This is a genomic window from Sphingomonas sp. JUb134 (assembly GCF_004341505.2).
Classification (GTDB): domain Bacteria; phylum Pseudomonadota; class Alphaproteobacteria; order Sphingomonadales; family Sphingomonadaceae; genus Sphingomonas.
In genome coordinates, this window is sequence record NZ_SLYP02000001.1 from 648,579 (window position 1) to 668,828 (window position 20,250).

23 protein-coding genes are annotated in these 20,250 nt (G+C 67.5%); 22 read left to right on the top strand and 1 reads right to left on the bottom strand.

Features of this window, described 5'->3' with window-relative positions; genetic code table 11:
- The first annotated feature begins 76 nt into the window (after window positions 1–76).
- From EDF69_RS19930 to EDF69_RS02975, 3 genes are all read left to right on the top strand, one after another.
- Window positions 77–553, top strand: a complete 477-nt coding sequence (locus EDF69_RS19930; RefSeq protein WP_425336576.1) for a DUF736 domain-containing protein — start codon at window positions 77–79, stop codon at window positions 551–553.
- Between the two features lie 138 nt (window positions 554–691).
- Window positions 692–1,087, top strand: a complete 396-nt coding sequence (locus tag EDF69_RS02970) for a hypothetical protein (RefSeq protein WP_066549559.1) — start codon at window positions 692–694, stop codon at window positions 1,085–1,087.
- A complete protein-coding gene (locus EDF69_RS02975) occupies window positions 1,084–1,935 on the top strand; it encodes a pyridoxamine 5'-phosphate oxidase family protein (protein WP_204991296.1) in 852 nt (283 codons plus the stop codon). The genes EDF69_RS02970 and EDF69_RS02975 overlap by 4 nt, the downstream gene beginning before the upstream one ends.
- 110 nt (window positions 1,936–2,045) lie before the next feature.
- Here EDF69_RS02975 and EDF69_RS02980 read toward each other — a convergent pair whose 3' ends face one another.
- A complete protein-coding gene (locus tag EDF69_RS02980; protein WP_066549557.1) occupies window positions 2,046–2,321 on the bottom strand; it encodes an HU family DNA-binding protein in 276 nt (91 codons plus the stop codon).
- Window positions 2,322–2,679: 358 nt separating this feature from the next.
- On the opposite strand from EDF69_RS02980, the gene EDF69_RS02985 reads away from it, so the two are divergent.
- The 19 genes from EDF69_RS02985 (at window position 2,680) to trbJ (ending at window position 20,248) form a co-directional block, all read left to right on the top strand.
- Window positions 2,680–3,525, top strand: a complete 846-nt coding sequence (locus EDF69_RS02985; protein ID WP_066549556.1) for a DUF932 domain-containing protein — start codon at window positions 2,680–2,682, stop codon at window positions 3,523–3,525.
- Window positions 3,526–3,770: 245 nt separating this feature from the next.
- Entirely contained in the window at window positions 3,771–4,022 is a 252-nt protein-coding gene (locus tag EDF69_RS02990; RefSeq protein ID WP_066549555.1) for a helix-turn-helix domain-containing protein, read from the top strand.
- Window positions 4,023–4,161: 139 nt separating this feature from the next.
- Window positions 4,162–4,425, top strand: coding sequence for a DNA -binding domain-containing protein (locus EDF69_RS02995; protein ID WP_066549553.1), 264 nt, complete (start codon window positions 4,162–4,164; stop codon window positions 4,423–4,425).
- 159 nt (window positions 4,426–4,584) lie between these two features.
- Window positions 4,585–5,361: a DUF2285 domain-containing protein gene (locus EDF69_RS03000; protein WP_119081683.1), complete on the top strand. Its 777-nt coding sequence runs from the start codon at window positions 4,585–4,587 to the stop codon at window positions 5,359–5,361.
- 120 nt (window positions 5,362–5,481) lie between these two features.
- Window positions 5,482–5,748 (top strand): helix-turn-helix transcriptional regulator, encoded by a 267-nt coding sequence (locus EDF69_RS03005; RefSeq protein ID WP_066549548.1) that lies wholly within the window; start codon window positions 5,482–5,484, stop codon window positions 5,746–5,748.
- Between the two features lie 6 nt (window positions 5,749–5,754).
- Window positions 5,755–6,648 (top strand): replication initiator protein A, encoded by an 894-nt coding sequence (locus EDF69_RS03010; RefSeq protein ID WP_119081684.1) that lies wholly within the window; start codon window positions 5,755–5,757, stop codon window positions 6,646–6,648.
- Between the two features lie 220 nt (window positions 6,649–6,868).
- Window positions 6,869–7,390: a DUF2840 domain-containing protein gene (locus EDF69_RS03015; protein ID WP_119081687.1), complete on the top strand. Its 522-nt coding sequence runs from the start codon at window positions 6,869–6,871 to the stop codon at window positions 7,388–7,390.
- On the top strand, window positions 7,387–7,947 hold the full coding sequence (locus EDF69_RS03020) for a S26 family signal peptidase (RefSeq protein ID WP_132883906.1): 561 nt from the start codon (window positions 7,387–7,389) through the stop codon (window positions 7,945–7,947). Before EDF69_RS03015 ends, EDF69_RS03020 begins: the two co-directional genes overlap by 4 nt.
- Window positions 7,948–7,981: 34 nt before the next feature.
- The gene (locus tag EDF69_RS03025) at window positions 7,982–9,130 is read left to right on the top strand and encodes an IS110 family transposase (protein ID WP_204991297.1); all 1,149 of its coding nucleotides are present in this window, start codon (window positions 7,982–7,984) and stop codon (window positions 9,128–9,130) included.
- Window positions 9,131–9,402: 272 nt separating this feature from the next.
- A complete protein-coding gene (locus tag EDF69_RS03030) occupies window positions 9,403–9,735 on the top strand; it encodes a DUF736 domain-containing protein (RefSeq protein ID WP_066549539.1) in 333 nt (110 codons plus the stop codon).
- Window positions 9,736–9,924: 189 nt separating this feature from the next.
- The gene (locus EDF69_RS03035) at window positions 9,925–10,641 is read left to right on the top strand and encodes a lytic transglycosylase domain-containing protein (RefSeq protein WP_231727511.1); all 717 of its coding nucleotides are present in this window, start codon (window positions 9,925–9,927) and stop codon (window positions 10,639–10,641) included.
- Between the two features lie 259 nt (window positions 10,642–10,900).
- Window positions 10,901–12,631 (top strand): relaxase/mobilization nuclease domain-containing protein, encoded by a 1,731-nt coding sequence (locus EDF69_RS03040; RefSeq protein ID WP_132883907.1) that lies wholly within the window; start codon window positions 10,901–10,903, stop codon window positions 12,629–12,631.
- 234 nt (window positions 12,632–12,865) lie between these two features.
- Window positions 12,866–14,896 carry a conjugal transfer protein TraG gene (locus EDF69_RS03045; RefSeq protein ID WP_119084400.1) on the top strand — a complete coding sequence of 677 codons (2,031 nt, stop codon included), beginning with the start codon at window positions 12,866–12,868 and terminating at the stop codon, window positions 14,894–14,896.
- On the top strand, window positions 14,893–15,312 hold the full coding sequence (locus EDF69_RS03050) for a CopG family ribbon-helix-helix protein (protein ID WP_119081691.1): 420 nt from the start codon (window positions 14,893–14,895) through the stop codon (window positions 15,310–15,312). Before EDF69_RS03045 ends, EDF69_RS03050 begins: the two co-directional genes overlap by 4 nt.
- Before the next feature lie 140 nt (window positions 15,313–15,452).
- A complete protein-coding gene (gene trbB / locus EDF69_RS03055) occupies window positions 15,453–16,439 on the top strand; it encodes a P-type conjugative transfer ATPase TrbB (protein ID WP_119081693.1) in 987 nt (328 codons plus the stop codon).
- Window positions 16,440–16,492: 53 nt separating this feature from the next.
- Window positions 16,493–16,804: a TrbC/VirB2 family protein gene (locus EDF69_RS03060; RefSeq protein WP_119084402.1), complete on the top strand. Its 312-nt coding sequence runs from the start codon at window positions 16,493–16,495 to the stop codon at window positions 16,802–16,804.
- Window positions 16,801–17,082, top strand: a complete 282-nt coding sequence (locus EDF69_RS03065) for a VirB3 family type IV secretion system protein (protein ID WP_119081694.1) — start codon at window positions 16,801–16,803, stop codon at window positions 17,080–17,082. Before EDF69_RS03060 ends, EDF69_RS03065 begins: the two co-directional genes overlap by 4 nt.
- Window positions 17,079–19,535: a conjugal transfer protein TrbE gene (gene trbE, locus EDF69_RS03070; protein ID WP_119084401.1), complete on the top strand. Its 2,457-nt coding sequence runs from the start codon at window positions 17,079–17,081 to the stop codon at window positions 19,533–19,535. Before EDF69_RS03065 ends, trbE begins: the two co-directional genes overlap by 4 nt.
- A complete protein-coding gene (gene trbJ, locus EDF69_RS03075) occupies window positions 19,532–20,248 on the top strand; it encodes a P-type conjugative transfer protein TrbJ (protein WP_119081696.1) in 717 nt (238 codons plus the stop codon). The genes trbE and trbJ overlap by 4 nt, the downstream gene beginning before the upstream one ends.
- The last annotated feature ends 2 nt before the right edge of the window (window positions 20,249–20,250 follow it).

The following is a 20,250-nucleotide window of genomic DNA, read 5'->3' on the forward strand; positions in this document are numbered from 1 at the left end:
CCGAGCGCCCCGGCGGCCTCTCAATGGCGTGATCTGACCGAGCGACGGCTTCGCCTCGATTGTCTTCGCAACGGCTATGGCCCGCTATTTTCCGCCGCGCGTGCCGCGCTTTGCATCGCGAACCAAAATAACGGGCCGCCGCCATCCTCCGCTCACGCTGCGGCCGCTTTGCGGTGCGCGGCCAATCGCCCCCGGCCTGCCGATCACCATCGAGGCCGCGAAGGGCGTGGCCCGAAAGAACGGAGATTACGACATGGCTACGATCGGCACCTTCACCGCCAACAGCAAGGGCGAGTTCACCGGCGTCATCAAGACGCTCACTCTCAACACCAAGGTCATCTTCCGTCCGGTCGAGAAGGACGGCGAAAAGTCCCCCGACTTCCGCGTCAGCACCGCCGACATGGATATCGGCGCTGCCTGGAAGAAGACCAGCCGCGAAGGCCGCGAATACACCTCGGTCAAGCTGGACGATCCGAGCTTCCCGGCTCCCGTCTACGCCACGCTGTCCGAAACCGACACCGCCGGCCAATACGCCCTCATCTGGTCGCGCTGACCGGACGACGCGCCCCGCCTTTCGGCGGGGCGCCTTCCTCGATCAGACGGTCATTCGCACTTGCCGATGACACGGCGTCAGGCTAGTTAAGAATCATTCGCAAAAGCGAAAGGGGCCAAGTCTAGGAAGGATCGACACGTGACCCGCCATTTTTCGCCGCCCACACAGGATGCGATCGCCGTTCCGGCGATGCTGGTTGATGCGGCGCGGTGCTGGCGGAATGCGCGGGACAGTGGAGCGTCGGTGCAGCCCCGCTTGGCGCACACGCTCGACGCCCATGACTGCACCATGCTCGCGCCGGTGCTCGACAGTCTATGCCTCTTCTATGAAACGGCGCTCGGCCGGCCGATGATCGTCGGCGAAGGACCGGGCCTGTCCGACGACGAGCATCTGCTGCTCGGCCTGGTCGATGGATCCAGCCCGCGCTGCCTCGACTGCCCTCAGAACGCGGCGAACGCGCTCGACTGCGCGCTCTGCTCGACACGGATCATGCTGGCGCTCACGCTCGGCCAGCCCGTGCGGACACTGCAATGAGCGGCGCGGCGATCACCACCGTCGCCGAGCTGGAAAGCGTGATCGGCAGGACTCCGCCGCCGATGCACCTCAAGGTGATCGACCATCTCGATGTCGGCGCGCTGCGCTGGATCTCCGCATCGCAATTGATGTTCGCCGGCTTCGGCGATGGATCGGGCGTCGGCATCACACTGGCCGGCAGCGCGCCGGGCTTCGCCAGCGGCGATGCCCAGGAATTGCGCGTTCCGCTGGCGCTGCTCGACGATCCCGCTCTCGCGCAGCCGGGCGCGGCGTTCGGCGCGCTGTTCCTCCTCTCCGGCATCGGCGAGACGCTGCGCGTCAACGGCCGGGTCGCCGGCATCGACGCCGATCATGTCCGTGTCGCCGTGGACGAATGCTACGGTCATTGCGCCAAGGCGCTGATCCGGTCCGAACTATGGGCGGCGCAGCCGGCCCACGCTCCTGACGATTCTGCCGCCTTCGTTGCCGCAAGCCGTTTCCTGGCGCTGGCGACGATCGGCGCGGAAGGCCGCGCCGATCTCAGCCCAAAGGGCGATCCGGCCGGTTGCATGGCGCAGCTCGATGGGGACGTGCTGTGGTTCGCCGACCGGCCCGGCAACCGCCGCGTGGATAGCTTCCGCAACGTCGTCGAGCAGCCGAATATCGCGCTGGCGCTGCTGATCCCCGGCGCGAACCGGATCGCCGTCGTGCGGGGGCAAGCCCGTCTTACTACTGACGCGACGGCGCGCGAGCGCTTCACCGTCAAGGACAAGACTCCGCTGCTGGCGATCGGCGTGGAGATCGAGACGCTCGACCTGCGCGAAAGCCCGGCGCTGGCCCGCGCGCGACTCTTTCCGTCCCCGGCGTGACCGGCCTGCTCAAGAAGGGCTTGGACAAGGACTATCGCGACAATCTCTATTGAGCGCCGCGAACTGGAGCTCCACCCGGCGAGCCGGGCGAAGCGCCATCCCCCATAAACTCAGCCGTTGAGCTTGTCCTTGACCGCTTTGGCGGGCGTGAACACCAGCTTCTTCGACGCCTTGATCTTGATCGTCTCGCCGGTCGATGGATTGCGGCCGTCGCGCGCTGGGCTGGCCTTCACCTTGAACTTGCCGAAGCCGTTGAGTGAGACTTCCTCGCCCTTGGCGGCTGCGTCACCGATCGCGGCGAACACCGCATCGACGAGCTTCTTCGCATCGGTCTTGGTGACGCCGTGGGCGGCAGCCAGTTGTTCGGCCAGGTCGCTGTTGTTCATTATTGTCCTTCCAGGTCTTCGGTTCTTGATCCGCGCCCGATTATGGGCGGGGCACTATTTGCGAGTTGCTCGCAGGTATCTCTAATCCAGATGGGCCGATCAAGCATCCTTGATCGTCGCGCTGGTCGCAGCGCGGCTGGCGCCGCGCGGTTGCTAAGGGCGTTGCCCTCGCGCCGGGCAAGGGAAGTGGAACCGTCCGGGGCGGTATCCCCAGCCTTCCGCGCTTCGCTTGTGCAGGCCGGGTGATCCCCCTCCGCCCCGGCCGCCCTTGCCCTTTGCTACCCCTGGCTCGCCGCCGGGCAGGGTTTCAGCGCGGCGCTTCGCTGCGCGAAACCCAGACCCAAGGAAGGACAGACTCATGAGCATCCATCATCTCGCTACCCGGTTCGGCCGCAACGCCCACCAGATCAGCGGACGTGAACCGCTCGACAACGAGGCGCTGTATCGCCACGTGCCATCCATCTTCGCCCGCGAGGCGCACGACAGCCGTTCCGAGCGCTATGTCTATGTCCCCACCATCGACATCGTGGAGGGGCTGCGCCGCGAAGGATGGTTCCCGTTCTTCGCCGTGCAGTCGGTCCCGCGCGACGGCAGCCGCCACGGCCACGCCAAGCATATGCTGCGCTTGCGCCGGGATGACGGTATCGGCAAGCCGGAGGCGGCGGAAGTCATCATCGTTAACAGCCATGACGGGACCAGCGCCTATCAGATGTTCGCTGGGATGCTGCGCTTCGTCTGCACCAACAGCATGATTGCGGGCGAGCGGTTCGAGGAGGTCCGCGTGCCGCACAAGGGCAACATTCAGGACGACATTATCGAGGGCGTTTATACCGTGGCGGAAGACTTTCCGCGACTGATCGACGCCAGCGAGACCATGAAGGGTGTGCAGCTTTCGCGAGACGAACAGCGCTTGCTTGGCGAGGTAAGCCTTGTCGCCCGCTATGGCGACGATGAAAGCCCGCTTCGCCCCGAGCAGATCATCGAGCCGCGCCGCCGCGAGGATGTAGGCAACAGCCTGTGGAGCACGTTCAACGTGATTCAGGAGAACGTCATTCGGGGCGGGTTGCATGGCCGCAAGCGTAACGCTGAGGGCCGTATCCGCCGCAGCCAGACTCGCGCCATCAATGGCATCGACCAGAATGTGACACTCAATCGCGCGCTCTGGACGCTAGCCGAAGGGATGCAGCGCCTAAAAACGGGTTGACCGTTTCGAGCCGCAGGGCTGGACCGCCCGGCTCTGCGGCTTCGCTTCCCATCGCCCACACGACGCCGCCGACCCGCTCCCCGGATCGGCGGCGGCCGCGCATCCCGATGGTCTGCGCGGCCGCTCAAAGGGCGCGCTCGCCGGGTATTCACCCAGCTCGCGATCAGGATATTCCAATTCCCCCAAGACGACTATAATAGTCGTTTCCGTAGCGAACGACCCGAAGGTTGTGGAGGTGATCTTGCATGATCACTTCCCGCCAGGTGCGGGCCGCTCGCGCACTTCTTGGCTGGACACAGGAGACGCTCGCCGAGAAGGCCATTATTGCTCTGACCGCGCTGAAGCGGCTGGAATCGGAGAGTTATAAGCCGGTGAACGACAATACCCGGCATCAGGTGATGAAGGCGCTTGAGGCGGCGGGGATTGTCTTCCTCGATTCGGATCGAGGCCGAGGCGTGTTGCTCGTGACCGATTCAAGTCCCGAACAGCGCAAGTAGCCGGCAACGGAGCGGGTCCGACTGTTCGCGCAGTATCAGAGGGCCATAGCAAAGACGGTGCGATTACTTCGATCCATTATGGTGTATAGGCGATGAATCAGCAGGCGCAGGGGGCTATGGCTGAAAGCGGAACGAGGCGATGGCAATAGCCGCTTTCGAGGATCGCGCCCCGGACGCGCCCCATGTCACCGACTATGATGAGCATCATCATCGGACCTATTGGCGACTGCTCGATGCGGCCGACGAAAATGCCGACTGGCGCGAAGCCGTTCGCATCATCTTCGGGATCGACCCTGCCGCCGAACCGGAACGCGCCCGCTCCGTCTATGACTCGCATCTCGCCCGCGCGCGCTGGATGACCGCGACCGGCTATCGCCACTATCTGCGCCCGCCGCCGAACTGAGAGCGGCCCCGGAACACGCGCAGCGGTGCGTATAATCCCTTCAAAATGCTGACTTGAATCCGCTATGCGGCCGCCTGCCCGGCAGGGCTTCTCGGCAACGGCGGCGGTGAGAACATCTTCCAACGCGCCCCGCAGAGGGCCATGCTTGGGAGGGTTACGATGCCGCCTGAGAGGGACTGGCGCGCGCCCCTGAACGAGACCGGGGACGACGCGCTGCAATATACGGACATCGCCATCGGCTATCTCGGCCGCAATACCCGCTATCGCGCCGAATACCAGCGCGCGCTCGGCCGCGTGAAACGTGGCGCGATCTCCGCCGACGACGCTACCGCCGCCCTGGTGGATCGCTGGGGGATCAGCTACCACGCCGCGCCCGGCGCGGCCTTCGACCGCAAGCTGGCGGTCGCGCGCCCCGACCTCTCGCCGGCGAGCATCATCCTCGCGCCCGCGGTCGCCGGCATCGGCGCCGGCCCGCTCGACTTGGCGGCGCTGGGCGACATTCGCGCCCGGATCAGGATGGGCGACGTCCTGCATGTCATCCTCGCCGATCCCGATGGCGATGAGCATCTGTGCGTGTGCGGATCACGTCACGACGCGATGGCCTTGATGGTGCCGATCGAACCCGCCCCCTTCGCGCGCCTCGCATCGGCCGAGCGCCTGTGCCGCCGCCTCAGCGGCATGGCGGCCGGCCCGCCGGCGCTACGCCCGCCGCCCTTCCGGCGCGAACATCTCCTCACCCTGCTGCAAGTGCTCGACGGTCGCCGCGCGGGCGCCAGCCAGCGAGAGCTGGCCGCCTCGCTGATCCACCCCAAGGTCCGTCACTACACGCCTACCGAATGGACGGACAGCGCGGAACGCAAGTGCATCAGACGCTGGCTCAAGGAAGCCGTCGAGCTGCGCGACGGCGGTTACATCCGGTTGCTGCGGGGCGGCTGAGGGGGACATTGGCGACCCGGTCGCCCGCGTCCCCTTCTCCACATAGGGGGCATTTCGCCATCATTCCCTCCTGTCCGCCGGACCCCTTTTTCGGGGCCGGCCGTCACCAGGAGGATCATCATGGCCGAGCTTGTCGCCGCCACAACGCCACGCTATCTCAAGACGCCCGACGCGGCGATCCACCTCGGCCTCTCGGCCCGCACGCTGGAAAAGCATCGCTGCTACGGCACCGGCCCCGTGTTCCGCAGGCTCGGCGGTCGGATCGTCTATGCGATCGACGATCTCGACGCCTGGGCCGCGCTCGGCACCCGCCGGTCCACGTCCGATCCGGGCAGCGGCGTCGTCCATCCCGCCAAGCGCCTGCCCACCGATTGCGTGCGCCGCTGAGCACCGATGCCCACCGCACGCTCCCTTTCCGGCCGGTCGAGCGCCGAGCGCACGCAGCTTGAACTGTTCCGCTCGGTCCCCGGCGACCTTGCGGCCCGCGACGCCCAGAACTTGATGGCCTGGCCGTTCTTCTCGCTCGCCAAGGCCCGCCGCACCGCGCCCATCGACTTCCGCGTGGGCGCGACATGGATCTCGGTCGAGGCCGTGCCCGAGCACGGCATGGCGACTATTTGGGACGCCGACGTGCTGATCTGGGCGGCGAGCCAGCTCATCGAGGCGCGCGACGCCGGACGGCCGACCTCGCGCCTGATGGTGACGACGCCGCACGAGATACTGGCGTTCACCCGGCGCGGCACCGGCAAGGCGAGCTACGAGCGGCTGAAGGCCGCGCTCGACCGCCTGCAATCCACGACCGTCGCCACTTCGATCCGGCAGCAGCACCAGCGCCGCCGCCATCGTTTCTCATGGATCAACGAATGGCGCGAGCTGGCGGACAGTAACGGCCGTGCGCTCGGTATCGAGCTGATCCTGCCCGACTGGTTCTATGCCGGCGTGCTCGACCGCGCGCTCGTGCTGACCATCGACCGCGCCTATTTCGACCTCACGGGCGGGCTTGAACGCTGGCTCTACCGCATCGTGCGCAAGCATGGCGGGCGGCAGGAAGGCGGCTGGAGCTTCGACGTTCCGCACCTCTACCTGAAATCCGGCGTGCTCTCGCCGCTGCGCCGGTTCGCGTTCGAGCTGCGCGCCATCGTCGCGCGCCAACCGCTCCCCGGCTACGTCCTCACGCTTGAACATGCGCTCGGCCGCGACCGGCTCAACTTCACCCCTATCCCCGTCGATCCGTTCGACGCGGCCATGCGCCGTGTCGGCCTCAAGCCTGTGGAGAACTGGCCATGAGGCTCGGACTATCGGGAACGGCCGGATTCGGACGATCGGGAACGCGAGACTCGGACTTTCGGGAACGCGCGGTCCTCGCAAACCCGCAGAAATCCTCGCGGAATCGGCCCCCTTCTAACGATGCTAATAGAAAAGAATCCTTCGGATTCTTGCTAACGGCGCGCGCGGCTCTGGACGCCGCTGCCAGTCAGCACGCGCGGCACACCCCCGGAGACCTCCCATGATCGATGACCGGCCCCCGGCCGTGCGCGGCAGCGGCGCATTCAGCGCGCTCGCCCGCGACGGCCTCACCCATGTCGAACTGACCTGGATCGAGAAGAAGCTGGAGCACTGGATACGCTTCGGCCGCATCGCCCAGGACCGCATCCTGACGCGCCGAACCCGCGTCGTCGGCTTCCGTCCGGGCGCCGTCTTCGCGTTCGTGCGCTGGGCGGCCAACGACTTCGGCACGATCGTCTCGCGCATCGACGTGGTGCGCGCGGTCGCGGCCAACGAAGCCTACACGACGCTGCCGTTCGTGCGGCCGGGCGGCGACATCCTGCTCAAGATCGAGGGCTGGCCCAAGGTTAGCCAAGTGCTCGCCGCGATCGACGCGGTGGAAGCGGCCGGCGTCGATCCCTGCGATGCGGCTGCCGACCATTGGCGGCACGTCCACAACCGCATCGCCGCCGGCCAGCAGCCGCGCCTCTACACGATCGAGCGCCATCACGCCTGGCTCAAGCGCCGGGAGATCGAAGAATGACGCGCCGTCGCTATGCCATCGCGACGGCTATCACTGCGTCCGCCTTCGCCACGGCCTTCGTCGCCATCGCCGTCGCCGATCCGCTCCCGCGCGTCATCTGGAACGCCAGCGCCAGCGCGCCGATCGGGCTCTATCGCATCCATCCCGATCGCGATCCAAAACTGGGCGATCTGGTCGCTGTCGCGCCGCCCGAGCGACTTTCCCGCTGGCTTTCGGCGCGCGGTTATTTGCCCGAGGGCGTGCCGCTCCTGAAGCATGTCGCCGCGAAGACCGGACAGCGAGTGTGCCGCATTGGTGCTGTGGTGAGCGTCGATGGCCAGTTCGTCGCCAGCGCCCGCGCGCGTGACGGGCGGGGCCGCCCGCTGCCGGTCTGGCGAGGTTGCCGCACGCTGCAACCGGGCGAGCTGCTGCTGCTCAATCCCGCCCATCCCGACAGTCTGGACGGTCGCTACTTCGGCCCGCTGCCGGCCTCCGCCGTCATCGGACGCGCCACGTCGCTCTGGCTGCGCGCGCCCTCCCCAACCCCTTCAACCCCCAAAGCCAAGGAGACGGCATGAAAGCGGTCAGCGCCAATGACGGGATGGAGCGGTGATGATTGCCGTTGCTGTGCAGATGCATCCGTGGATCGTTGGCGGTTCGTCGGCGGGTCCGGTGACCCTCGACGGTCACGGAGGTGCACTCATGCCATATGATTACCACGTCGGTGTCGACTACCACAAAGCCTACACCCATCTGGTCGTGCAGGATGCAGGCGGGCAAACGGTCCGATCGGGCCGGGTCAAGAACGATCCGCGCGCGCTGGCCGGCTTCCTGTCGCCCTATCTCGAGAACAGCCATGCGGTGATGGAGGCAACCCGCAACTGGACGGTCATGTACGACTGGCTCGACGAGTTGTGCGACGATGTCGTGCTCGCGCATCCGGCCAAGGTGAAGGCGATCGCGGAAGCGAAGATCAAGACCGATAAGATCGACGCGACCATTCTTGCCCACCTGCTGCGCGCCGATCTGGTGCCGGTGGCCTATGTACCTGGCGAGGCGGCCCGCACGCTGCGCCAGGCGCTGCGCGAACGGATGTTCTACGTGCGGCTGCGCACGATGGTGAAGAACCGGGTCGTGACCATTTTCGACCGCTATCCCGAACAGACCAAGCCATTGCGCGAGGTGACGGACCTGTTTGGCAAGGCGGGCCGGTGCCATCTGGCGCTGCTGAGCGTGTCGGAGGTCGACCGCATCGAGATCGATCGTTCGGTTGCGTTCATCGACGACATAAACGGTCATATCAAAGCGTCCGAGGCGACGATCCGCGCATTCAGCAAGGGTAACGCCGACGTCAAGCGGCTGAAGACCATTCCGGGCCTGGGTGAGTTCTTCGCGCGTCTCGTCGCCGCCGAGATCGATGATATCGGCCGCTTCCGCTCGGCCGCGAAGCTGGCCTGCTATGCCGGGCTGGTACCGTCGACCTATTCGAGCGGGGGCAAGACCTTCCACGGCCGGATCATCAAGGCGGGCAACAAATGGTTGCGGTGGGCCTTTGTCGAGGCCGTGGCGCCGGCCGTTGCTGCCGACCCCGTACTCAAGTTCGATTACGAGCGCCTCAAGGCAAGCAAGGGCACTAATCGCGCCAAGGTTGCCGTGGCGCGCAAGCTTCTGACGATCGCCTACCAGGTGTTGCGCGACCAGCGTGATTACGAGCGCCGCGACCCATGCATGCGATCGTCCAACGAATCTCGGCTGTCCTGATGGTCAATTAGCGGGCCCCGCAGCGCGGGGTCGCGCTCCCAAGGAGAGTGGGAAGCCGAGGCCGAACGCCGATTTGTGACCGGAACCCCAGCTGGGGATGCGGGGCACGGATTGGAGATTGGTTGAAGAACCAACGGAGACGGGCGCCCGTCTCCGATCAGAGCAACTCGTCCGTACCGGCGCCGGCGGACCAACGAAGAAACCGGACCCACGAGGATCTGCGCCTGACAACCGACTCAAACCCTCTTGCGTCCTTTCATTGGAGATCGGCCATGCAAACCAACATCTTTGAATCCACCGCCGACGGCTATGCCGGCCGCGTTCGGCTGTTCGGCATCAACGAAGCGATCGTGCTTGTCGCGCTCGATCCGAGCGACGCCGAAAATGCGCCCGATTACCGCGTCCACCTCGACGACGAGGACGGCCCCGAAGTCGGCGGCGCGTGGAAACGGGTCGGCGAACGCGCCGGTGACTACATCGCGCTTGAGATCGACAGCCCGCTATTTGGATCGCCGTTCCGGCCGGTGCTGTTCCGCGCCGATGATGATGGCCGGACGTTCCGGTTGTCGTGGAAGCGACCCAAGCCGCGCGATGATCGGAGTTGATCGGTGCTGTCCCCGATCATCCCTTTGTTCGCGGAAAGGCCGTCTCATCCCTCCGTCCCGCTCGGTCACAGGCCGGCCGGCGCGCGCAGCGAAGGTCAAGGGCGGCCCCCGGCCGGCGCATCGCGCGCACCCTTTGCCGGAGCGAGCACGCTGGCAGGCTGGCGGCGGAGCGGGGGCGGGTCGCCCGCCATGCTCGCGGTCCTGCTGCTGCTCTTGCCGGGCGCTGCGCCTGTCGCCGCGCTGGCGCAGTATGCGCCCGCCGAACGATCGGCCGCGCGCCATCCCTATGCTGTCCATGTCGCCGACGCAGCCCAGCACTTCGGCATCCCCGAGCGCTGGATATGGGCTGTCATGCGCGTCGAGAGCAACGGCGACTCCCGCGCGATATCGTCGGCCGGAGCGATGGGCCTGATGCAGATCATGCCCGGCACCTGGGCGGGCCTCCGCGCACGCCACGGGCTGGGGAATGATCCCTATGACGTGCGCGACAACATCATGGCGGGCGCGGCCTATCTGCGGGCGATGCACGACCGCTATGGCAATGCGACGGCGATGCTGGCGGCCTACAATGCCGGGCCGGGCCGCTACGACGAATATCTGTCGCGCGGTCGCCCGCTGCCCACCGAAACGCTCGCCTATCTCGCAAAGCTGGCGGCGATCATCGGCAGTTCGGGCGACAGTCAGCTTGCCGCCGCGCCGCCATCCGATCCCTTCGCATGGCGTCGTGCCGCGTTGTTCGCGGTGCGACCGGGGGCGCTTTCGACCGCGCAACCGGCTGCCGACCGGACGGGATCCGATGCGCAGCCGGAGCGACCGTCCGCCGACCACGCCGAGCTTGTGCTGGCCGACGCGCCCGCGCCATCCAACGGCCTGTTCGTCCCCCTTTCCGGGCGTTCTCCGCCATGAGCAGCTCTTGCGCTCTATGGCGTGTTCCCTCGCAGCCTCTCGCAGCGCCGGACGGGTGCAAGGCTCTGTTTTTGAAGGGGAAGGCTGGAGGGCAAGATAAAGGGCGGCAATGTGCGGAGCCCTTGCGCCTCGGTTGTGGCCTTGATTCTCAAGGCTTTCGGGCATTGCTGCGCAATGTGTGCGGAAATCCCGCACTGTGCGGCGCAGGGCCGAAGCCCGTCGCCATAAGGGTTTGCCGCACATTGCGGCCTGTCGCGCCATGAGCGGCGACGACGATTTCCGTATTCGGCCTGGTCGCATCCGCTCGCGAGGAAGCCAGCGGGCGTTGCCGATCATCGTCCAGGCGCTCGCCGCCGCGCAGAGGGCCGGCGGTCATGTCTCGCGCCGTGGCCGCATCGTCGCGCCGGGCCGCTCGACCTTCGGCCGGGGCCGCGTGGCGAGCGTGCGCGCCACCCACCGGCTCGGGCACCGATCGCGCCAGGTTATCGTCAAGGCGCGCGTCGTCCGGCACGGCGGCCGCGCCTCCCTCGCCGCCCATCTCAATTACCTGCAACGCGATGGCGTCACGCGCGACGGCGAAAAGGGCGTGTTGTTCGGCGCGGAGGCGGACGGCCTCGACCGCAACGAGTTCGCGGCGCGCTGCGAGGACGACCGCCACCATTTCAGGTTCATCGTCTCGCCTGAGGACGCTGAGCAGATGCGCGACCTCAAGGGCTTCACCCGCGAGCTGATGACGCGGATGGAAAAGGATCTCGGCACCCGCCTGGACTGGCGAGCGGTCGAGCATTGGAACACCGATAACCCGCACGTCCACATCATCGTGCGCGGCGTCGCCGAGGACGGGCAGAACCTCGTCATCTCGCGCGACTATATCCGCGAGGGGATGCGGGCGCAGGCGCGCGAGATCGTCACCCAGGAACTCGGCCCGCGCACCGACCTCGAAATCCGGCAATCGCTGGAGCGGCAGGTCGATGCCGAACGCTGGACCGAGATCGACCGCGACTTGTCGCGGACGATGCAGCGCGACGGCGTGATCGACATGGCGCCCGAACCCGGCGTCCGGCCGGACGGCGACCATGTGCTGAGGACGGGCCGACTGCGCAAGCTGGAGGGGCTCGGCCTCGCCAACGAGATCGCGCCCGGCCAGTGGACGCTGGCGGACAACGCCCAGGCCGCGCTGCGCGAGCTGGGCGAGCGCGACGACATCATCAAGCGGATGCACAAGGCGATGAGCGACCGCGGCATCGACCGGGGCGCCGGCAGCTACGTCCTTGACGCCGATCCGGCTCAGCCCGTTGTCGGCAGGCTGGTCGATCGCGGCCTGCATGACGAGCTGACCGGCAAAGCCTATGCGATCGTGGACGGGATCGATGGCCGCACCCACCATGTCCAGCTTCCCGACATCGAGGCGACCGGCGATTGCCGGCCCAGCGCGATCGTCGAGCTGCGCCGCTTCGAGGACCGGAAGGGCCGGCAGCGGGTGGCGCTGGCCGTGCGCTCCGACATGGACATCGAGGCGCAGGTTCGCGCGCCGGGGGCGACCTGGCTCGACCGGCGCAACCTGTCGAGCGATGGCCATGATCTCGGCGGCGGCTTCGGGTCTGAGGTGCGCGCCGCGATGGAGGCCCGCGCCGAGCATCTCGCCGACGAGGGGCTCGCGCGGCGGCAGGGCCAGCGCATCATCTTCGCGCGCAACCTACTCGACACGCTCCGCCGCCGCGAGCTGGACGAAGCCGCCAAGGACTTGTCAGCCGAGGTCGGCCTGCCGCACGCGCCGTCCACGGCCGGGGAGTATGTCGCGGGCACCGTGCGTCAGCGCATCACGCTCGCCTCGGGCCGCTTCGCCATGATCGACAACGGCCTGAGCTTCCAGCTTGTGCCCTGGTCTCCCTCGCTCGACCGCCAGATCGGCAAGCACATCTCCGGCGTCATGCGCGCGGGCGGCGGCGTCGATTGGTCGTTCGGTCGCGGGCGGGGGCTGGGCCTCTAAGGGCAGATCACACGCGCTGCATCAATCCGATCGTGCAGCGCATCGCCGTTGACCACGAGTGCGCAGAGAGTCGGGCCGTGGTCCGGCTATCGTGTGAATATTCGTCCAATAACGCCGATCGCGCTCGGAAATATAATGGGCCAAACTACGCTACTCCCTGTCTTTCTACGCTAGACTTTCCTCCATAATAACGGTGACTTGATTTGGTATCCGACCCGCATCGACTTCGATGCCATGTCGGCAACCAAAATCCTTTGGGGTCAGGTCTTCGCGGTCTTCCTGATCGTGCTCGCCGCCCTGTGGACCGCGACGCAATGGACGGCCGCGGCGCTCGCCTATCAGCCCGAGCTTGGGGCGCCGTGGTTCATGCTCGGCGATTGGCCGATCTATCCGCCGCCGGCCTTCTTCTGGTGGTGGTTCTCCTTCGACGCCTATGCGCCGGAGATATTCCAGACCGGCGCGTTCATCGCCGTGTCGGGCGGGTTCGCCGCGATCGTCGTCGCCATCGGCATGTCGGTCTGGCGTGCGCGCGAGTTGAAGAACGCCGAGACCTATGGCTCGGCGCGCTGGGCGACGCGCGGGGAGATCGCCGCCGCCGGGCTGACGGGCGGCAGCGGCGTCATGCTCGGTCGGCTTGGGCGCGACTATCTGCGCCACGACGGTCCCGAGCATGTGTTGTGCTTCGCGCCGACACGGAGCGGCAAAGGGGTCGGCCTCGTGGTGCCGACGCTGCTCACCTGGCCGGGCTCGGCGATCGTGCATGATATCAAAGGCGAGAACTGGCAGCTCACCGCCGGCTTTCGCGCCCAGCACGCGCGGGTGCTGCTGTTCGATCCGACCAATGGCGCGTCGGCCGCCTACAACCCGCTGCTCGAAATCCGCAAGGGCGCCTGGGAAGTGCGCGACGTGCAGAACGTCGCCGACGTGCTCGTGGACCCGGAAGGATCGCTCGAGAAGCGCAACCATTGGGAAAAGACCTCCCATGCCTTGCTGGTCGGCACGATCCTCCATGTCCTCTACGCGGAGGCCGACAAGACGCTGGCGGGTGTCGCCGCCTTCCTGTCCGATCCCCGCCGGCCGATCGAAAGCACGCTATGGGCGATGATGACGACGCCGCATTTGGGCGAGGCGGGCGTCCATCCCGTCGTCGCCTCGGCCGCGCGCGAGCTGCTCAACAAATCGGCCAACGAGCGATCGGGCGTGCTCTCGACCGCCATGTCGTTCCTCGGCCTCTATCGCGATCCCGTCGTCGCGCAGGTCACGCGCACCTGCGAGTGGCGCATAAAGGATCTGGTCGAGGGCGAGCTGCCGGTGACGCTCTACCTCGTCGTGCCACCGTCCGACATCTCGCGCACCAAGCCGCTCATTCGCCTCATCCTCAACCAGATTGGCCGCCGGCTGACCGAGGACTTGAAGGCGCGGCAGTCGCGCCACCGGCTGCTCCTGATGCTCGACGAGTTTCCCGCGCTGGGGCGGCTCGACTTCTTCGAGAGCGCGCTGGCGTTCATGGCCGGCTACGGCATCCAGAGCTTCCTCATCGCCCAGAGCCTCAATCAGATTGAGAAGGCTTACGGACCGAACAACGCGATCCTCGACAATTGCCATGTGCGCGTGTCGTTCGCCACCAACGACGAGCGCACCGCCAAGCGCATATCGGACGCACTCGGCACCGCGACCGAGATGCGGGCGATGAAGAATTACGCCGGGCACAGGTTGAGCCCCTGGCTCGGGCATTTGATGGTCTCGCGTTCCGAGACCGCCCGCCAGCTCCTCACCCCCGGCGAGATCATGCAGCTCCCGCCCGACGACGAGATCGTCATGGTCGCGGGCATCCCGCCGATCCGCGCGAAGAAGGTCCGCTACTTCAAGGACCGGAGGTTCACGCAGCGGGTGATGTCGCCGCCCGACAGCAATGTCGGAGGCGGCCCGCCGCGCCCCGACGACTGGAGCGGCCTGCCGCCGATCGAGGCGCCACCGATGCCCGAACCGATCGAGCATGAATCTCCCAAGAAGCCGAAGAAGAAAAAGGCCGCCAAGAAGGCGGATGCTGAGGACGACGCCGCGAACGCGGACCTGCGCCGCGAGCCGGCGCTGGAGCGCCATATCGACATTGCGCCCACGCCCAGGCCCGCGCCCGCCAATGAGTTCGAGCTGGACGAGCCCGAGCCCGATAGCGACGCGGCGCGGCAGGCGACGGTGCGCCGCCAGATGCAGCGCGCGGCCCGGCAGGCGTCGCTCGATCCCGGTGATGGCATCGAGCTATGACCACGAAGACGCCGCTGTCGGTCTATCTCGACCCGGAGCTGATGCGCGCGCTCGCCGCCTATGCCGATCGGAGGGACAAGTCCCGCTCGCTGATCGCCGAGGCGGCCATCGCATCCTTCCTGTCGCCCGACGCCGATGAGCAGCGCGAGGCCGCCATCGCCAAGCGGCTCGACAAGCTGGACCGGCGCATCACCCGCCTGGAGCGCGACACGGGTATCAGCGTCGAGATGATCGCGCTGTTCGTGCGCTTCTGGCTGTCGAACACCCCGCCGCCGCCCGAGAGCGAGCGAGCCGCGATGCGTCGCCAGGGCGGCGACCGCTACGACGCCTTCATGGATGCGCTGGGCCGCCGACTCGCGAAAGGCCCGAAGGTCAGACAAGAAATTGGCGAGGACTTTCCGCCTCAAGAAGAATGAACTGACTACGCCAGTTCTTGTATCTCTACGCCAGACTACGACGCCCGCATTTACTTGTTGAAGCACGGTCTTTTCTGTCTCTCTTGATGTGCCCCTGACGCCGGGCGGCGGTTCGCCCGGCCCTCATCAGGGGCTTTTTCTTGACCGTCCACCCAATCCGTTCCGAGGCGAAATCACGCGGCGCGCGGATGCTGCGCACGGCGCTGGGACCGTCGATCGCGGCCTGGCTCGACGATGCCGCCGTCATCGAGGTGATGCTGAACCCGGACGGCCGGCTGTGGGTCGATCGGCTTGGCGAAGGCATCAGCGATACCGGCATGACGTTGGCCGCCGCTGACGGCGAGCGCATCGTCCGCCTGGTCGCGCACCATGTCGGCGTCGAGGTTCACGCCCGGTCCCCGCGCGTCTCGGCCGAGTTGCCGGAAGGGGGCGAGCGGTTCGAGGGGCTGCTGCCGCCCGTCGTCGCTGCGCCGGCCTTCGCGATCCGCAAGCCCGCCGTCGCCGTGTTCACGCTCGACGACTATGCGGCGGCCGGAATCATGTCGGCGGCCGAGGCGGCGGCGCTGCGCGATGGCGTGCAGACACGCGCCAACATCCTCGTCGCGGGCGGGACCGGCAGCGGCAAGACCACGCTGGTCAACGCGCTCCTGGCCGAAGTCGCCAAGACCACCGACCGCATCGTCCTGATCGAAGACACCCGCGAGCTGCAATGCGCCGCGCCCAACCTCGTCGCCATGCGGACGAAGGACGGCGTGGTGTCGCTGTCCGAGCTGGTGCGCTCGTCGCTGCGCCTACGCCCCGACCGCATCCCCATTGGCGAGGTGCGCGGCACCGAGGCGCTCGACCTCATCAAAGCCTGGGGCACCGGCCACCCCGGCGGGGTCGGCACGATCCACGCCGGGACCGCGCTGGGCGCGCTGCGCCGCATGGAGCAGCTCATCCAGGAGGCCGTCGTCACGGTCCCGCGCGCGCTGCTGGCCGAGACCATCGACCTGATCGCCGTGCTGGTTCGCGACGGGCACGGGCGCCGGCTGACCGAGCTGGCCCGCGTCGCCGGGCTCGACCCCGCGACCGGCGACTACCGCCTCGCCCCGCTCACCACCCCCCAGCCCGGAGACCTGCCATGACCAAGGACATCAAGCCTATCAGCGCTACAAAGCGCCGCCTGCTCGGCGGCACCATGCTCGACCGCATGGGCCACGCCGCGATCACCGCCGCCGGCCTGCTCTACGCGCTCCCCGCACATGCGGGCGGTTCGTCGATGCCGTGGGAAGCGCCGCTCCAGTCGATTCTCGAAAGCATCGAAGGGCCGGTGGCGAAGATTGTCGCGGTCATCATCATCATAGTGACCGGCCTGACGCTGGCGTTCGGCGATACGAGCGGCGGCTTTCGCCGCCTCATCCAGATCGTCTTCGGCCTGTCGATCGCGTTCGCCGCGTCCAGCTTCTTCCTGTCGTTCTTCTCGTTCGGCGGCGGGGCGCTGATCGCATGACCAGCACGGCCGATCCCGTCGAGCCGATCGCGGGCTTCTTTGCCCCGGTGCATCGGGCGCTGACCGAGCCGATCCTGCTCGGCGGCGCCCCTCGCTCGCTAGCCATCGTCAACGGCACGCTGGCGGGCGCGATCGGCCTCGGACTGCGGCTCTGGATCGCCGGTCTCGCCATCTGGGCCATCGGCCATGCGCTCTCGGTATGGGCCGCGCGCCGCGATCCGCAGTTCGTGGACGTGGCCCGCCGCCACCTCCGCTATCCGGCGTGGATGCGGCCATGATGAGCCTGCGCGAATACAGGAATCGCGCCTCCCACCTGGCCGACTTCCTGCCCTGGGCCGCGCTGGTCGGCGAAGGCGTCGTTCTCAACAAGGACGGATCGTTCCAGCGCACAGCGCGCTTTCGCGGCCCCGATCTCGACAGCGCCACGCCCGCCGAGCTGGTCGCCACCACGGCGCGGCTCAACAACGCGCTCCGCCGCCTGGGCTCGGGCTGGGCGATCTTCGTCGAGGCGCAGCGCACGCCCGCGCTCGACTACCCGGAATCGGAGTTTCCCGATCCGGTCTCGGCGCTCGTGGACATGGAGCGGCGCGAACAGTTCCGCGAGGAGGGCGCGCATTTCGAGAGCGCCTATTATCTGACGCTGCTGTGGATGCCGCCGGCCGAGGAAGCCGCGCGGGCCGAAGGCTGGCTCTACGAGGGCCGGTCCACCAGCGGCGTCGATCCGTGGGAGCTGCTCAAGGGCTTCACGGATCGCAGCGACCGCGTTCTCAATCTGGTCGAAGGCTTCGTGCCCGAGGTCCGCTGGCTCGATGACGGCGAGACGCTGACCTACCTGCACAGCACCATCTCGACCCGGCACCAGCGGGTGCGTGTCCCCGAGACGCCGATGCACCTGGACGCGCTGCTCGCCGACGAGCCGCTGACCGGCGGGCTCGAACCGCGCCTGGGCGACCATCATCTGCGCACGCTGACGATCACGGGATTCCCGAGCGTCACCTTTCCCGGCCTGCTCGACGAGCTGAACCGGCTCGCCTTCGAGTATCGCTGGGCGACCCGCGCGATCATGCTCGACAAGACCGACGCGACCAAGCTGCTGACCCGCATCCGCCGCCAGTGGTTCGCCAAGCGTAAATCGGTCGCGGCGATCCTTAAGGAAGTGATGACCAACGAGGCGTCCACGCTGCTCGACAGCGACGCCTCCAACAAAGCCGCCGACGCCGACATCGCCCTACAGGAGCTGGGCTCCGACTATGCCGGCATGGCCTACGTCACCGCGACGGTGACGGTATGGGATCGCGATCCCGCCATCGCCGCCGAGAAGCTGCGGCTGGTCGAGAAGGTCATTCAGGGCCGCGACTTCACCGTCATCCCCGAGGGCATGAACGCGATCGAGGCATGGTTGGGGTCTCTGCCCGGTCACACCTACGCCAACGTCCGCCAGCCCCCGATCTCCACGATCAATCTCGCCCACCTGATCCCCCTGTCAGCGGTATGGGCGGGGCCGGAACGGGACGAGCACTTCGGACAACCCCCCTTGCTCTACGGCAGGACCGAAGGCTCGACCCCGTTCCGGTTTTCCCTTCACCCTGACGGCAGCGATGTCGGGCACACGCTGATCGTCGGCCCGACCGGCGCGGGCAAGTCCGTCCTGCTCGCCCTCATGGCGATGCAGTTCCGCCGCTACGAGAAGGCCCAGGTCTTCGCCTTCGACTTCGGCGGCTCGATTCGCGCCGCCGCGCTGGCGACCGGCGGAGACTGGCAGGATCTCGGCGGCGGGCTCTCCGACGACAGCGACGGCGGCGTCCAGTTGCAGCCGCTCGCCCGCATCGACGATCCGGCCGAACGCGCCTGGGCCGCCGAATGGCTGGCGGCGATCCTCGCGAGCGAAGGCGTCGCCGTCGATCCCCAGGCCAAGGAGCATATCTGGTCGGCGCTGGGTTCGCTTGCCAGCGCGCCGATGCCGGAACGCACGCTGACAGGGCTCGCGGTCCTGTTGCAGAGCCAGCAGCTCAAGCAGGCGCTCGCGCCCTATTGCATCGGCGGGCCGTGGGGTCGGCTGCTCGACGCTGAGGCCGAGCGGCTGGGCGAAGCCGACATGCAGGCGTTCGAGACCGAGGGGCTGGTCGGGGCCGGCTCGGCGGCCGCGGTGCTCTCCTATCTGTTCCACCGCATCGAGGGCCGGCTGGACGGCTCGCCGACGCTCATCATCATCGACGAAGGCTGGCTGGTCCTCGACAGTCCGGACTTCGCCGCGCAGCTCCGCGAATGGCTGAAGACCCTGCGCAAGCGCAACGCCAGCGTCGTCTTCGCGACGCAGAGCCTCGCCGACATCGAGACGTCGAGCATCGCGCCGGCCATCATCGAGAGCTGCCCGACGCGCATCTTCCTGCCGAACGAGCGCGCGGCCGAGCCGCAGATCGCGGCCATCTACGAGAGGTTCGGTCTCAACGCCCGGCAGATCGAAATCCTCAGCCGGGCCACGCCCAAGAGGGATTATTACTGTCAAAGCAGGCGCGGCAATCGCCTGTTCGAGCTGGGGCTGGGTGAGGTCGCGCTGACCTTCGCCGCCGCGTCGTCGAAAACCGACCAGCTCGCCATCGCCGACATCATCGAAACCCACGGGGCGCCCGCCTTCGCGGCCGAATGGCTGCGCCATCGCGGCTGCGCCTGGGCTGTCGAGCTTCTTCCCCCCGATCCCCCACGCCAACCCCAGCAGGAGTTACCTCTATGACCCGCTTCCCCCTGCGCCGCGCCATCCTGGCCGGCGTCCTCGCCAGCGCGGCCGTCGTGCCGATGATCGCGCCCATGCCGGCCTACGCGCAGTTCGGCGGCATCGTCTATGACCCGACCAACTACGCGCAGAACGTGCTGACCGCCGCGCGGTCGCTCCAGCAGATCAACAATCAGATCCAGCAAATCCAGAACCAGGCGACGAGCCTCATCAACGAGGCGCGCAACCTGACCTCGCTGCCGTTCAGCTCGCTCCAGCAGCTCCAGCAGCAGGTGCAGCGCACCCAGCAGCTTCTGAGCGAGGCGCAGCGCATCGCCTACGACGTGCAGGACATCCAGCAGGCGTTCAGCGGCCGCTACAGGGGCGCGGCGCTGACCGGCGATCACGCGCAGATGGTCGCCAATGCGAACGCCCGCTGGGAGGATAGCGTCGGCGCCTTTCAGGATGCCTTGCAGGTGCAGGCCGGCGTCGTCGGCAACATCGAAGGCACGCGCACGACGATGGACAGCCTGGTCTCGGCCAGCCAGTCGGCGACGGGCGCGCTCCAGGCGGCGCAGGCGGGCAACCAGCTCCTTGCGCTGCAATCGCAGCAGCTCGCGGACCTCACCGCCGCCGTCGCGGCGCAGGGCCGGGCGCAGGCGCTGCAATCCGCCCGCCAGGCGGCCGAGGAAGCCGAAGGGCGCGAGCGGTTCCGCCGCTTCATGGGCAACTGAGA